Source organism: Enterobacter sp. 198 (assembly GCF_009025585.1).
GTDB classification, from domain to species: Bacteria; Pseudomonadota; Gammaproteobacteria; order Enterobacterales; family Enterobacteriaceae; genus Enterobacter; species Enterobacter ludwigii.
On the sequence record NZ_WCIM01000034.1, the window covers coordinates 178198 to 193021 of the forward strand.

The 14824-nt window shown below is 57.5% G+C and carries 10 protein-coding genes; 2 read left to right on the top strand and 8 right to left on the bottom strand.

What is annotated here, in order from left to right:
* Positions 1-8 precede the first annotated feature (8 nt).
* The 5 genes from rapA to araB form a co-directional block, all read right to left on the bottom strand.
* Positions 9-2915 (bottom strand): RNA polymerase-associated protein RapA, encoded by a 2907-nt coding sequence (gene rapA, locus F8561_RS23430; protein ID WP_151888028.1) that lies wholly within the window; start codon positions 2913-2915, stop codon positions 9-11.
* A 128-nt stretch (positions 2916-3043) separates the two neighbouring features.
* Complete coding sequence (gene polB / locus F8561_RS23435) at positions 3044-5401, bottom strand: DNA polymerase II (RefSeq protein ID WP_151888029.1); 2358 nt, start codon at positions 5399-5401, stop codon at positions 3044-3046.
* Between the two features lie 74 nt (positions 5402-5475).
* On the bottom strand, positions 5476-6171 hold the full coding sequence (gene araD / locus F8561_RS23440) for an L-ribulose-5-phosphate 4-epimerase (RefSeq protein WP_032679615.1): 696 nt from the start codon (positions 6169-6171) through the stop codon (positions 5476-5478).
* 52 nt (positions 6172-6223) lie between these two features.
* Positions 6224-7726: an L-arabinose isomerase gene (gene araA / locus F8561_RS23445; protein WP_014168604.1), complete on the bottom strand. Its 1503-nt coding sequence runs from the start codon at positions 7724-7726 to the stop codon at positions 6224-6226.
* Positions 7727-7736: 10 nt separating this feature from the next.
* Complete coding sequence (gene araB / locus F8561_RS23450; protein WP_151888030.1) at positions 7737-9446, bottom strand: ribulokinase; 1710 nt, start codon at positions 9444-9446, stop codon at positions 7737-7739.
* A 336-nt stretch (positions 9447-9782) separates the two neighbouring features.
* On the opposite strand from araB, the gene araC reads away from it, so the two are divergent.
* Positions 9783-10628: an arabinose operon transcriptional regulator AraC gene (gene araC / locus F8561_RS23455; RefSeq protein WP_025205437.1), complete on the top strand. Its 846-nt coding sequence runs from the start codon at positions 9783-9785 to the stop codon at positions 10626-10628.
* A 128-nt stretch (positions 10629-10756) separates the two neighbouring features.
* Positions 10757-11524, top strand: a complete 768-nt coding sequence (locus tag F8561_RS23460) for a DedA family protein (RefSeq protein WP_014168607.1) — start codon at positions 10757-10759, stop codon at positions 11522-11524.
* A gap of 27 nt (positions 11525-11551) precedes the next feature.
* Here the strand turns inward: F8561_RS23460 and thiQ are convergent, their stop codons facing one another.
* Genes thiQ through thiB form a run of 3 tightly spaced genes read right to left on the bottom strand, consistent with a single transcriptional unit; the run spans position 11552 to position 14806 of the window.
* On the bottom strand, positions 11552-12253 hold the full coding sequence (gene thiQ, locus F8561_RS23465; protein WP_020882567.1) for a thiamine ABC transporter ATP-binding protein ThiQ: 702 nt from the start codon (positions 12251-12253) through the stop codon (positions 11552-11554).
* Positions 12237-13847: a thiamine/thiamine pyrophosphate ABC transporter permease ThiP gene (gene thiP, locus F8561_RS23470; RefSeq protein WP_047743401.1), complete on the bottom strand. Its 1611-nt coding sequence runs from the start codon at positions 13845-13847 to the stop codon at positions 12237-12239. The genes thiQ and thiP overlap by 17 nt, the downstream gene beginning before the upstream one ends.
* Complete coding sequence (thiB, locus tag F8561_RS23475; protein WP_047743403.1) at positions 13823-14806, bottom strand: thiamine ABC transporter substrate binding subunit; 984 nt, start codon at positions 14804-14806, stop codon at positions 13823-13825. The genes thiP and thiB overlap by 25 nt, the downstream gene beginning before the upstream one ends.
* Positions 14807-14824 lie beyond the last annotated feature (18 nt).

The following is a 14824-nucleotide window of genomic DNA, read 5'->3' on the forward strand; positions in this document are numbered from 1 at the left end:
CGCTCCGTTTACTGATGCGTCACAACGATAAGACGCAGGGCATCCAGACGCCAGCCAGCCTGATTAAGGCTTTCCAGCACCTGCTGACGGTTGCTCTCGATCGCCGCCAGTTCGTCATCGCGGATGTTTGGGTTTACCGCTTTCAACGCTTCCAGACGGGAGAGTTCCGCGGACAGTTTGTCGTCGGCTTCTTGACGTGCGGCATCAATCAGCACCCGGGCCGCTTTTTCGATCTGCGTTTCACCCAGCTGCAGAATAGCGTGCACATCCTGCTGTACCGCGTTGACCAGCTTACTGCCGGTATGACGGTTCACGGCGCTCAGCTGGCGGTTAAAGCTCTCGAATTCAACCTGAGCGGCGAGGTTCGTGCCGTTTTTGTCCAGCAGCAGACGCACAGGCGTTGACGGCAGGAAGCGGTTGAGCTGCAGCTGTTTCGGCGCCTGCGCTTCGACAACGTAAATCAGTTCCAGCAACAGGGTACCCACTGGCAGCGCTTTGTTTTTCAACAACGAGATGGTGCTGCTGCCGGTATCGCCTGAGAGGATCAAATCCAGACCGTTGCGGATCAACGGGTGCTCCCAGGTGATGAACTGCGCATCCTCGCGCGACAGCGCCACATCACGTTCAAAGGTGATGGTGCATCCATCTTCCGGCAGGCCAGGGAAATCCGGGACCAGCATATGGTCGGACGGGGTCAGGACAATCAAATTCTCGCCACGATCGTCCTGGTTTATGCCAACGATGTCGAACAGGTTCATGGAGAAGCTGATCAGGCTGGTGTCATCATCCTGCTCTTCAATGCTTTCAGCGAGCGCCTGGGCTTTTTCACCGCCGTTGGAGTGGATCTCCAGCAGGCGGTCACGGCCCTGTTCCAGCTGAGATTTCAGCGCTTCATGCTTATCACGGCAGGCTTTGATCAGTTCATCAAACCCGTCGGTGTTCTCTGGCGCGGCCAGGTAGCCGATCAGATCGGCGTGCACCTGATCGTAAATCGGGCGGCCGGTCGGGCAGGTATGCTCAAACGCATCCAGACCTTCGTGGAACCAACGCACCAGAACGGACTGGGCGGTTTTTTCCAGGTAAGGAACGTGGATCTGAATATCATGCGCCTGGCCAATACGATCCAGACGGCCGATACGCTGTTCCAGCAGATCCGGGTTGAACGGCAAATCGAACATCACCAGGTTGCTGGCAAACTGGAAGTTACGGCCTTCAGACCCGATTTCAGAGCACAGCAGAACCTGGGCACCGCTGTCCTCTTCTGCAAACCATGCCGCGGCACGGTCACGCTCGACGATGGACATCCCTTCGTGGAACACGGCGGCGCGAATACCTTCGCGTTCGCGCAGGACCTGCTCCAGCTGCAGTGCGGTGGCTGCTTTGGCGCAGATCACCAGCACTTTCTGAGAACGGTGCGCGGTCAAATAGCCCATCAGCCACTCAACACGCGGGTCGAAGTTCCACCAGGTGCCGGTATCGCCTTCAAATTCCTGGTAAATCTGTTCAGGGTAGAGCATGTCGCGTGCACGCTCTTCTGCAGTTTTGCGCGCGCCCATAATGCCGGAAACTTTAATGGCCGTCTGGTACTGCGTCGGCAGTGGCAATTTGATGGTATGCAGTTCGCGTTTCGGGAAACCTTTCACCCCGTTACGGGTGTTACGGAACAGGACGCGGCTGGTGCCGTGGCGATCCATCAGCATATCGATCAGTTCTTTACGCGCGGAATCCGCGTTGTCACTGTCGCTGTTGGCCGCCTGCAGCAGAGGCTCAATATCCTGCTCGCCAATCAGATCGCTCAGGGTGTTGAGCTCGTCATTCGAGAGATGTTTACCCGCCAGCAGCAGGGCAACGGCATCGGCGACCGGACGGTAGTTATTCTGCTCTTCAACGAACTGCTCAAAGTCATGGAAGCGGTTTGGATCGAGCAGTCGCAAACGGGCGAAGTGGCTCTCCAGACCTAACTGCTCCGGCGTTGCGGTCAGCAGCAGGACGCCTGGTACGCGCTCGGCAAGCTGTTCGATAGCCATATATTCCCGGCTTGGTGCATCTTCGCTCCAGACCAGATGGTGCGCTTCATCGACCACCATCAGGTCCCATTCGGCGTCGCACAGATGCTCAAGACGTTGCTTGCTGCGGCGTACGAAATCCAGAGAGCAGATCACCAGCTGTTCCGTTTCAAACGGGTTGTCCGCATCGTGCTGGGCTTCTGCATAGCGCTCGTCATCAAACAGAGCGAAACGCAGGTTAAAGCGGCGCAGCATCTCGATCAGCCATTGATGCTGCAGGGTTTCGGGTACCACAATCAGCACGCGCTCGGCTGCGCCGGAAAGCAGCTGTTGATGCAGGATCATGCCCGCTTCAATGGTTTTCCCCAGACCCACTTCATCTGCCAGCAGTACGCGAGGTGCGTGACGGCGGCCCACGTCATGGGCGATGTTCAGCTGGTGGGGAATAAGGCTGGTACGCTGACCGCGCAGGCCGCTCCACGGCATACGGTACTGTTCACTCTGGAACTTGCGTGCGCGATAGCGCAGGGAGAAGCGATCCATACGGTCGATTTGCCCGGCAAACAGGCGATCCTGCGGCTTACTGAATACCAGTTTACTGTCGAGCAGCACCTCACGCAGGATGACATTGGCCTCGTCGGTGTCCAGGCGAGTCCCGATGTAGGCGAGCAGTCCATTCTCTTCTTTTACGTCTTCGACCTTTAGCTGCCAGCCGTCGTGGCTGGTCACGGTGTCACCCGGGTTGAACATCACGCGGGTCACAGGGGAATCATTGCGGGCGTACAGGCGGTTTTCACCGGTAGCAGGGAAAAGGAGGGTAACCATTCGTGCATCCACGGCAACCACGGTTCCTAATCCAAGTTCGCTTTCTGTATCGCTGATCCAGCGTTGACCAAGTGTAAAAGGCATATTTGTTCGGCTCTAATCGTAAATTGCAGGCAATAGTTCAACCACCGTCAAAAATGACAGTCATTGAAAAATGGGTCCGGGAATGGAAAGGGCGCTATGGTACTGGATGGCAGCCATTTCGTCACGTGTCAAAATAGGCCAAGTTGCCCTGTCACTAGTGTAGCAAAGTCGTCGTCGATGAAGGGCAAAATTCCGTCCGCGACCGGCTGAAGCTGACGCGTAAGATAGTGCTCGTAATCCAGAGGCGAGTGCTGGTAATCCACGGGTTCCGGGCCGCTGGTGGTCCAGAGGTATTTGATGGTTCCCCGGTTCTGATACTGCGGGGCACGCCCCCGGCGCACGTTCTCCTCATCCGCCAGGCGCGCGGCGCGGACGTGCGGCGGAACGTTGCGCTGGTATTCCGCCAGCGGGCGGCGCAGGCGCTTGCGGTACACCAGCTGGGCGTCGAGTTCACCGGCCATCAGGCTGGCAATTGTTTCACGCACGTAGTCCTGATAAGGCTCGTTGCGAAAGATACGCAGATAAAGCGTTTGCTGAAACTGCTGTGCCAGCGGCGTCCAGTCGGTGCGTACGGTTTCCAGCCCTTTAAAGACCATTCGCTGCTTGTCACCTTCCTGAATAAGACCGGCGTAGCGCTTCTTACTGCCCTGGTCGGTACCGCGAATGGTGGGCATTAAAAAGCGGCTGAAATGGGTTTCAAACTCCAGTTCTAACGCGCTGCTTAACCGCTCTTTTTGCAAACTTTCCTGCCACCAGGCGTTCACAAAAGTCACCAGTGATTTGCCGATTCGCGCGGCATCCTCTTCTGAATGCGCGCCCTTAAGCCAGACAAAGGTGGAATCCGTATCGCCATAAATAACGTCATAACCCTGGGATTCAATCAACGCTTTGGTCTGGCGCATGATGTCGTGCCCGCGCATGGTGATAGATGACGCCAGTCGTGGGTCGAAGAAGCGGCAGGCGCTGGTCCCCAGAACCCCGTAAAACGCGTTCATGATAATTTTCAGCGCCTGAGAAAGGGGCTTGTTGCCATGACGCTTAGCCTCGTCGCGACCGTGCCAGATGTTTCCCACGATTTCCGGCAGACAGTGCTTTTCCCGTGAGAAGCGGGCCCCGAGAAAACCTTCTGTGCTGTGCAAATCGTCAGGCTGCGCCATCCCTTCCACCAGCCCGACGGGATCGATCAGGAAGGTGCGAATAATGGACGGATAGAGGCTTTTGTAGTCCAGCACCAGCACGGAGTCATACAACCCGGGCCGGGAATCCATCACGTAACCGCCTGGGCTTGCCTGCGGCGGCACGTCACCGAGGTTGGGGGCGACATAGCCCGCCCGGTGCATACGCGGGAAATAGAGGTGGCTAAAGGCGGCCACGGAGCCACCGTGCCGGTCAGCGGCGAGGCCGTTCACCGTCGCGCGCTCGAGCAGGAAGGGCATGATCTCCGTTTTGTGGAAAATCTGCGTCACCAGTTCACAATCTTTCAGGTTGTAGGTGGCGAGCGCCGGTTTGTCTTCGTTAAAGCGCCGGTCGATTTCATCCATTCTGTCCCACGGATTGTCGATGGATTTCCCTTCGCCGAGCAGCTCCTGCGCCACCGCTTCCAGAGAGAAAGAGGAAAAATTCCAGAAGGCAGATTTGAGCGCCTCAATGCCGTCGATAATCAGGCGGCCATTGGCCTGCGCGAAAAACACACCGTTTTTAAAACCGTGCTCGCGCCATTCCAGCTCGCTGTTTCCGCGCCCCAGCATCAGGGGGATGCGGTAACGTTCAGCATGTTTTTGCAGCACGCGCAGATCGAACTGCACCACGTTCCAGCCGATCAACACATCGGGATCGCGATCGGCAAACCACTGGTTTAGCTTTTCCAGAAGCTGTGGCCGGCTGTTGACATACTCCAGCCGGAAATCCAGCGCGGATGCGTTGCCATTCGGGGGGCCAAGCATATAAACAACCCGATCCCCGCAGCCTTCAAGGCCGATACAGTACAGCTCACCGTGGCGAGTGGTTTCGATATCCAGCGAGACCCATTTCAACGGCGGCCGGTAGCTAGGGTTGGGTTTGAGACGGGCATTAATAAGGCTGCCGTTTTGCGCGGTGCCGTCGACCCAGACGGGGGCGGTAATAAACCGCTCCATCAGAAAACGTTCTGGCGGGCGGATATCGGCTTCGTACAGCGTCACGCCAGCGTCGCGCAGCAGTTTTTCATAACGCATCAGCTGGCGATGGGCGCGGCAGTAGAGGCCATGTACGGGCTGACGGTGGAAATCTTTCAGTTCAAGCGGCGTCAGGCGCCAGCCATTTTCACCGCGCAGCAGTTGCTTTACTTTCTCAACATGATCGTTCGGGAGAAAAGCCACGGACTCCTGCGGCGGCAGGGTCACGTGCAGCGGGCCGTTGTCCGTCGCCAGCCAGAATGCCACCTCGGTGCCCTGAGGAGTATCCCGCCAGTGTCGGGTAAGTAAAAAACCTTCTTGCGCCTGCGCCACGCCGCTATCCCATAAAACAAAACCAGGCTTGATTATAGCCTGGTTGAATATTTTACGCTGGGTATATATACAGTTTACTGCCCGTAATAGGCTTTTGCGCCATGTTTACGCAGGTAGTGTTTATCCAGCAGGGTTGGCTGCATATCCGGAAGCTGCGGTGCCAGCTGGCGGCAGAAGATGCCCATATACGCGACCTCTTCCAGCACAATCGCGTTATGTACCGCATCTTCGGCGTTTTTACCCCAGGCAAAAGGTCCATGGGAGTGCACCAGCACGCCGGGCATTTGCGCAGCGTCGATACCCTGTTTTTCAAACGTTTCGACGATAACGTTGCCGGTTTCCCACTCATACTCGCCGTTGATCTCTTCATCAGTCATCAAACGGGTGCAGGGAATGGTGCCGTAAAAGTAGTCTGCGTGCGTGGTTCCGGTCGCCGGAATGGACTGGCCGGCCTGCGCCCAGATGGTCGCATGACGCGAATGGGTATGCACAATACCGCCAATGGTCGGGAAGGCCTGGTAGAGCAGGCGATGCGTTGGCGTGTCGGAGGAGGGTTTTTTCTTTCCTTCCACCACTTCGCCCGTGGCGATGCTGACGACAACCATATCTTCTGCGGTCATTACCGTGTAATCCACTCCTGACGGCTTTATCACGAAGACGCCGTGCTCGCGGTCAACGGCGCTGACGTTGCCCCAGGTCAGCGTCACCAGATTGTGTTTGGGCAGCGCCAGGTTGGCTTCAAGTACCTGACGTTTGAGATCTTCTAACATGCAATCCTCCAGGAAAAGAGGCCCGCCCTGCGGCAGGCCAAAGGTTCCCCTGTTAACGTTTTGAACCGTAATAGACTTCGTTCCAGCGCAGCGCGTCTTTGAACGCGGGCAGGCGGGTATCGTTATCAATGACGGTCAGTTCGATGTCGTGCAGTTCGGCGAACTGACGCATGTCGTTCAAATCCAGCGCGTGGCTGAAGACGGTGTGGTGCGCGCCACCGGCCAGGATCCAGGCTTCCGAGGCGGTTGGCAGGTCAGGCTGCGCTTTCCACAGGGCGTTGGCGACCGGCAGTTTTGGCAGAGAATGCGGGGTTTCAACTGCATCCACACAGTTCACCAGCAGGCGGAAACGGTCGCCAAGGTCAATCAGGCTGGCGTTGATGGCAGGACCGGTACGGGTGTTGAAGATCAGACGTGCCGGGTCGGCTTTTCCGCCAATGCCAAGGTACTGCACGTCGAGGATCGGTTTCTCTTCAACGGCAATGGAAGGACACACTTCCAGCATATGCGAGCCCAGTACCAGGTCGTTGCCGTTTTCGAAGTGGTAGGTGTAGTCCTCCATAAAGGAGGTGCCGCCCTGCAGACCGGTTGACATCACTTTCATAATGCGAAGCAGAGCGGCAGTTTTCCAGTCGCCTTCGCCGGCAAAGCCGTAGCCCTGCTGCATCAGACGTTGTACCGCCAGGCCGGGCAGTTGTTTCAGGCCGTGGAGGTCTTCAAAGGTGGTGGTAAAGGCATGGAAGCCACCCTGTTCCAGGAAGCGTTTCATGCCCAGTTCGATACGTGCTGCATCCAGCACGTTCTGGCGTTTGTCACCGTGAATTTGTGCCGCAGGGGTCAGACGGTAGCTGCTTTCGTATTCGTCGACCAGCGCGCTTACGTCGCCATCGCTGATTTCATTCACCACCTGCACCAGGTCGCCCACGGCCCAGGTATTCACCGAGAAACCAAATTTAATCTGTGCGGCAACTTTATCGCCGTCGGTGACCGCCACTTCACGCATGTTGTCGCCGAAACGCACCACTTTCAGGTGGCGAGTATCTTGTCGGGACACCGCCTGGCGCATCCAGGAGCCGATACGTTTTTGCGCATGCTGATCCTGCCAGTGGCCGGTGACGACCGCATGCTGCTGGCGCATACGTGCGCCGATAAAGCCGAACTCACGGCCGCCGTGCGCGGTCTGGTTCAGGTTCATAAAGTCCATATCAATGCTGTCCCACGGCAGGGACGCGTTGAACTGGGTATGGAACTGCATCAGTGGTTTATTGAGGATGGCCAGACCGTTGATCCACATTTTGGCCGGTGAGAAGGTGTGCAGCCACACTACCATGCCGGCGCATTTATCGTCGTAGTTCGCGTCGCGGCAGATGTTCGTGATCTCATCCGGGGTCGTGCCGAGCGGTTTGAGCACCAGTTTGCACGGCAGTTTAGCCTCTGCATTGAGCGCGTTGACCACGTGCTCAGCATGTTTCGTCACCTGTTGCAGCGCTTCCGGCCCGTACAGATGTTGGCTGCCAATGACAAACCACACTTCATAATTATTAAAAATGGTCATTATTGTGTCCTTAATGTGTCAGGGTTGCCGTAGTGTCCGCGGTGTGTTTGGCCGGGGCGGCGACAGGGAGATAGTGAAGTTCGGCGCTTTTTGCCCATTGCTGATAGCGCTGATAAAGCTGTTCAAAACGCTGCGCCTGCTGAGCACGCGGCTGGAGGGTATTTTCGACAGCGCTCGCCATGTGCTGCTGCGCGGTCGGGATATCGGCATGAACGCCTGCCGCAACGGCCGCGAAGATCGCTGCACCGAGGGCGCAGCACTGATCGGAGGCGACAATCTGCAGTGGACGGTTCAGCACGTCACAACAGGCCTGCATGATTACCGGGTTTTTACGGGCGATGCCGCCCAGTGCCATCACGTTGTTGACGTCGATGCCCTGCTCGGTGAAGCACTCCATAATGGCGCGCGCCCCAAAGGCAGTTGCGGCAATCAGGCCGCCAAACAGCGCTGGCGCGTCGGTAGCGAGGTTAAGATCGGTGATCACCCCTTTCAGGCGCTGGTTGGCAAATGGCGTACGGCGACCGTTGAACCAGTCGAGCACCACCGGCAGGTGATCGAGAGAAGGATTCTTTGCCCACGCGGCGGTGAGCTGCGGCAAAAGCTGCTTTTTACTTTCGGCAATCTGGGTCTTCAGCTCAGGATGTGCCGCCGCCAGCTGATCCAGCGGCCAGCCCAGCACGCGGCCAAACCAGGCGTAGATATCGCCAAAGGCGGACTGACCCGCTTCCAGACCGATAAACTCCGGTACGACGCTGCCGTCAACCTGGCCGCAGATGCCTTTTACCGCCCGATCGCCTACGCTGGCTTTATCCGCGGTGAGAATGTCGCAGGTGGAGGTGCCGATAACCTTCACCAGCGTGTTTGGCTGGGCACCGGCGCCCACCGCGCCCATGTGGCAGTCAAACGCCCCGCCGGAGATGGCCACGTTTTGCGGCAGACCCAGGCGCGTCGCCCACTCTTCACAAAGCGTACCCACCGGAATATCGGCGGTGAAGGTGTCGGTGAACAGCGGGTATTGCAGACTCGTGTTGATGACGGGATCGAGTTCATCGAAGAACGCCGCCGGTGGCAGGCCACCCCAGCTTTCATGCCACAGGGATTTGTGTCCGGCGCTGCAGCGGCCGCGGCGGATATCCTGCGGACGCGTGGTACCGGAGAGCAGGGCTGGTACCCAGTCACACAGTTCAATCCACGATACCGCGGCCTGCGCAACGGATGCGTCTGCGCGGGTTACGTGGAGGATCTTGGCCCAGAACCATTCACTGGAGTAAATACCGCCGATGTAACGCGAGTAGTCCGTTTTACCGGGCTGGTGACACAAGCGGGTAATGGCTTCGGCCTCTTCAACGGCGGTGTGATCTTTCCACAGCACGAACATGGCGTTCGGGTTATCAGCAAACTCCGGACGCAGCGCCAGAACATGGCCTTCGGCATCCACAGGGGCAGGCGTTGAGCCGGTACTGTCGACGCCAATCCCGACGATTTCTGCCCGCTGGGCGTCGGTCAGTTCAGTCAGTACGGTTTTGATTGCCGCTTCCATCGACTCAATGTAGTCACGTGGATGGTGACGGAACTGGTTATGTGGCGCATCGCAGTAGCGCCCCTCTTGCCAGCGCGGGTACCACTCAACGCTGGTTGCTATTTCCTGGCCGCTTGTACAGTCCACTGCCAGAGCGCGAACCGAGTCGCTGCCAAAATCGAGGCCAATCGCAATTGCCATGGTGTTGCTCCATCAAAAAACAGGTATGAGAGAACATTAGAGACTGGAGGCGAAAATCGTCAGGCAGGATCCGCTAATCTTATGGACTAAATTGCTGTTGCAATAGAAAGTGTGACGCCGTGCAAATAATCAATGTGGACATTTCTGCCGCACTTATAGACACTTTTGTTACTGCTGATCTGCCCCCGTGGGCGGACAAATCAGGGGGAAAGGCTGAAACATGGCGGACGTAAAAGAGGCGTGATGCTTTTTGGATCTTTTCGCGGGCCATTTTTATACTGCTTTTATCGATATGGACAATTGGTTTCCTTCAGGACCCTTGGGAGAACTGAATCTATGGCCGAAACGCAAAACGATCCCTTATTACCGGGCTACTCGTTTAATGCTCACCTGGTGGCGGGGCTGACCCCTATCGAGGCTGAGGGATATCTCGATTTTTACGTCGACCGACCGCTCGGGATGAAAGGGTATATTCTGAACCTGACGGTGCGTGGGGAAGGGATTATCAAAAATAACGATCAGCAGTTTGTCTGCCGTCCGGGCGATATGCTGCTGTTTCCGCCGGGAGAGATCCACCACTACGGGCGTCACCCGGAGGCCAAAGAGTGGTATCACCAGTGGGTCTACTTCCGCCCGCGCGCCTACTGGCAGGAGTGGCTCTCGTGGCCGGCTATTTTTGCGCACACCGGTTTTTATCGCCCGGACGAGGTTCATCTGGCTCAGTTCCGCGAACTCTTTGCCCAAATTATTGAAGCGGGGCAGGCGGGTGGCCGGTATGCCGAACTGCTGGCGATTAATCTGCTTGAACAGGTGCTGTTGCGCCGGATGGAGGCGATAAACGCGTCACTTAATCCTCCGCTGGACAACCGCGTGCGCGACGCCTGCCAGTACATCAGCGACCATCTGGCCGACAGCCAGTTCGATATCGCCAGCGTCGCCCAGCATGTGTGTCTCTCACCGTCGCGGCTGTCACATCTGTTCCGTCAGCAGCTGGGCGTTAGCGTTCTGAGCTGGCGTGAGGACCAGCGTATCAGCCAGGCGAAGCTCCTGCTCAGCACCACCCGCATGCCCATTGCCACCGTGGGGCGCAATGTGGGCTTTGAAGATCAGCTCTATTTCTCCCGGGTATTTAAAAAATGCACCGGTGCCAGCCCCAGTGAATTCCGGGCAGGATGTGAATAAACGGTAAAAAAAGATAAACAAGCAGGTGAACTGTGGAAGCAACCTGTAAACTATTCAGACAATTGTTGTCTTGACGCGGTGCAGGGCGCTAAGCAGAATCCCTGATTCGTTTTCTGACCGGAATAGTTATGCAGGCATTGCTGGAACATTTTATCACCCAGTCCGTTATGTATTCGCTTATCGCCGTTGCGCTGGTGGCGTTTCTGGAATCGCTTGCACTTGTTGGGTTGATCCTCCCCGGCACGGTGATGATGGCGGGGCTGGGCGCGTTGATTGGCAGCGGTGAAGTGAATTTCTGGCAGGCGTGGATGGCGGGGATTATTGGCTGTTTACTTGGCGACTGGATCTCCTTCTGGCTGGGCTGGCGCTTTAAGAAACCGCTGCACCGCTGGTCGTTCATGAAAAAGAACAAAGCCTTGCTGGATAAAACCGAACACGCGCTGCATCAGCACAGCATGTTCACGATCCTCGTCGGTCGCTTTGTTGGACCAACGCGTCCGCTGGTGCCGATGGTCGCGGGGATGCTGGATCTGCCTGTTGCGAAATTCGTGGTGCCGAACATCATCGGCTGTGTTTTCTGGCCGCCGTTCTACTTTCTGCCGGGGATCCTGGCAGGGGCCACCGTTGATATTCCTGACGGAATGCAAAGTGGCGAGTTTAAGTGGTTGTTGCTGGCTACGGCCCTGCTGTTGTGGATCGCTGCCTGGCTGTGCTGGCGACTGTGGCGCAGCGCGAAAGCGAATGTTGATCGCCTGACGCGTTATCTGCCACGCTCGCGCCTGTTGTGGCTCGCGCCGTTAATGCTGGGGGTTGCCGTGGTGGCGCTGGTCGCCCTGATTCGCCACCCGCTGATGCCGGTGTACGGTGAAATTCTCTTGAAGGTGGTGAGCCGTTAATTTGTTTCCCTCTCCCGTGGGAGAGGGTCAGCCCGCACTGATGCCCAACAATGAAGACGCCCCTGCGTGACCACTGAGCAGTTCCTCTGTGCCGCCATCCCAGGCAATTCTCCCTTCTGCAATGACCACCGATCGTGGCGCAATCCGCGCGGCATCCTCGATGCTGTGCGAAACCATCAGCATTGTCAGTTGCTGACGCTGGCACACGTCCTGCACCAGGGTAAGCATCTCCTGGCGCAAGGCAGGATCGAGTGCAGAGAAGGGCTCATCCAGAAGCAGTATGGGCTGCTCGCGCACCAGGCAGCGCGCCAGCGCCACCCGCTGACGCTGCCCGCCGGAGAGGGCTTCGGGGAGGCGGTCAATAAACGCGGTAATGCCCATCTGAGCGGCAATCAGCTCCAGCTTCTGGCGCTGACCGTCGTTGAGTTTCAGGCCAGGATCCATACCCAGGGCGATGTTTTGCCGCACCGTCAGATGCATGAACAGATTGTTTTCCTGGAACAGCATCGACACCGGACGTCGGGCGGGTGGCGTGCGCGTATGGTCGCGGTTTTCAATCACTATCGACCCGCTCGCCGGTTGCAGAAAACCGGCAATCAGATTGAGCAAAGTACTCTTTCCGGCCCCGCTCGGACCCAGAACCGCAATCATCTCTCCCTGACGAACCGAAAGGGAGAAGCGCATTGGCAGATGCTGGTAGAGCCAGGTTACATCAGTCAGTTTTAACATTACGCCCCGGAAGTTTTTCGATAACGGTAAATAAGGCAAAGCAGAGCACCAGTAACAGCAGCGCCGTGACGGCTCCCTCCTGGCTACGATAGGAGCCAATTTGCTGGTACAGCCAGTACGGCAGGGTGCGGAAATCTTCATTACCGAAAAGCGCCACGACACCAAAATCACCAATTGAGAGCACACAGGCGAAGGCCAGAGCCTGGGCCAGCGGGCGTTTCAGCGCACGCAGTTCGATAATCTTTAGCCGCTGCCAGCCCTGCAGACCGAGCGAATGGCACAGCAGCGCGTAGCGGCTGTTGATGTCTCGCATCGGATTTTCCAGCACCTTCAGCGCGTAGGGGATCGCCATCAGGGCATTGGTGAAAATCACGATGCCGTCGGCGTTTTCCGGCAGGCCAATAGTGCTGTTGAACAGTAAAAAGAACCCCGTCGCCAGTACAATGCCGGGCATCGCCAGGATCAGCATGCCTGTCAGCTCCAGGGCGTGCCCGGCTTTACGGGCCTGACGCGCGTAAAGCTCGCGGCTGCTCCATAAAAGCATCATGGTCAGCATGACACACAGCAGCCCGGCGGCGAGCGCGATCCGTAACGAGGTCCACGTTGCCTGCCAGAGAACGGGCTGCTGCATCACGGTAACGAGATTCAGGTTCAGGCCATCGACGATGACGGCCATCAGCGGCGGAAGCAGAAGCAGCAGCGCCAGCGTGATAAGCAGCAGATCAGCGATCCGGCTATGCATGCTGTCCTGCGGGTCGCGCCAGCCGGTTATCTGATTACTGCCCGGCGGGATGGCTTTGCTCAGACGCTGGCTCAGCAGCACAAGGCACAGGCAGCAAACCATCTGCACCATCGCCAGCAGCGCAGCGCGGCCGGGGTCATAGTCGTAACTGAGCGCCTGGTAAATTGCCAGTTCGATGGTGGTGGCCTGCGGGCCGCCGCCGAGTGAAAGCACGGTGGCAAAACTGGCGAAACAGAGCATAAAGATCAGAGCCGCAACCGGCGGGATCTGACGACGCAGCCACGGCCATTCGACCAGGCGGAAGAAGGACATACCGCGCATGCCCAACTGGGCGGCAAGCTGGCGCTGTTCACCGGGGATGTTTTCCAGTGCCTGTAAAAAGAGTCTGGTCGCCATCGGCATATTGAAAAAGATGTGCGCCAGCAGAATGCCCTTCAGTCCGTAGGGCGAGAAGCGCCACTCCAGACCCATCAGGCTGAAAAGTGAAGCCAGCCACCCCTGACGGCCATAGACGCTCAGGATGCCAAACACGGCCACCAGGACCGGCAGGATCAGCGTCATGGCGCACAGGCGCAGCAGGGCCTGCCTGCCGGGAAAACGGCGGCGATAAAGCGCGCGTGCCAGGAAAATGGCGGGGATAACCGACAGCAGCGCAGAGAGAAAGGCCTGCCAGAAAGAGAAACGGATAACGTGCCAGAGATAACTGTCGTGCCAGAGCGCGAACAGGTCGCTCTCTGGCGCGTTAAACCACAAGGCAAGGAATGCGCCCAGACTGACCGCCACCATCAATACGGCGGCGAGCAGCCCAGGAATTAACCAGCCGGGAATTAACGGCTGACGGCGCGTTGCCATTCACTTACCCATGCTGCTCGCTGCGCGGCAACCTGCTGAGGCGTAAACTCCAGCGAGGTTTGCGGTTTGGTCAGTTTCTCAAAGCCCGCTGGCAACGTCACGCTGGTCACGGGGTACATCCAGTTACCCGCTGGAATGGCGTTCTGGAATGCCGGGGAGACCATAAATTTCAGGAACTTCTCGGCCAGTTCGGGCTGTTTGCTGGATGCCGTGCGGGCTGCCACTTCGACCTGCAGATAGTGCCCTTCAGCAAAACTGGCGGCGGCGTAATTGTCTTTCTTCTCGGCGATGATGTGGTAAGCCGGGGAGGTGGTGTAGCTCAGAACCAGATCACTTTCCCCTTTCAGGAACAGACCGTAGGCTTCGCTCCAGCCTTTTGTCACGGTGACGGTTTTGGCGGCCAGCTTCTGCCACGCTTGCGGAGCGTCATCGCCGTAGACTTTCTGCATCCACAGCAGCAGCCCCAGGCCTGGCGTACTGGTGCGAGGATCTTCATAAATAACGCGCCATTTCTGCTCGCTTTCGACCAGTTCCTTCAGGCTTTTCGGCGGGTTTTTAAGCTTGTTTTTGTCGTAAACAAACGCGAAGTAACCGTAATCGAACGGCACAAAGGTGTCGTTCTGCCAGCCGCCCGGGACGCTGACGGCATCGGTGGCGACGCCGCTTTTGGCAAACAGTTTGGTTTTCGAGGCGGCCTCCAGCAGGTTGTTATCCAGCCCAAGCACCACATCGGCTTTACTGTTTTTGCCTTCCATGCGCAGGCGGTTAAGCAGAGAGACGCCATCTTCTAGCGCCACGAACTTCAGTTCGCACTGACAGTCAGCTTCAAAGGCTTTTTTCACCACCGGACCCGGACCCCAGTCGGCTGAGAAGGAGTCGTAGGTGTAGACCGTCAGGACGGGCTTCGCGACGGCAGGCAGCGCAAACAGCGCCAGAAGGGGGAGAACTTTTTTTAACACTTTGCACCTCAAGGTTGA

What these genes read in the sequence shown, in the direction of transcription:
- araC (WP_025205437.1), top strand. Translation starts at nt 9,783, where the DNA reads ATGGCCGAAACGCAAAACGATCCCTTATTACCGGGCTACTCGTTTAAT.
- araA (WP_014168604.1), bottom strand. Translation starts at nt 7,726, where the DNA reads ATGACCATTTTTAATAATTATGAAGTGTGGTTTGTCATTGGCAGCCAA.
- rapA (WP_151888028.1), bottom strand. Translation starts at nt 2,915, where the DNA reads ATGCCTTTTACACTTGGTCAACGCTGGATCAGCGATACAGAAAGCGAA.
- thiP (WP_047743401.1), bottom strand. Translation starts at nt 13,847, where the DNA reads ATGGCAACGCGCCGTCAGCCGTTAATTCCCGGCTGGTTAATTCCTGGG.
- thiQ (WP_020882567.1), bottom strand. Translation starts at nt 12,253, where the DNA reads ATGTTAAAACTGACTGATGTAACCTGGCTCTACCAGCATCTGCCAATG.
- araD (WP_032679615.1), bottom strand. Translation starts at nt 6,171, where the DNA reads ATGTTAGAAGATCTCAAACGTCAGGTACTTGAAGCCAACCTGGCGCTG.
- araB (WP_151888030.1), bottom strand. Translation starts at nt 9,446, where the DNA reads ATGGCAATTGCGATTGGCCTCGATTTTGGCAGCGACTCGGTTCGCGCT.
- F8561_RS23460 (WP_014168607.1), top strand. Translation starts at nt 10,757, where the DNA reads ATGCAGGCATTGCTGGAACATTTTATCACCCAGTCCGTTATGTATTCG.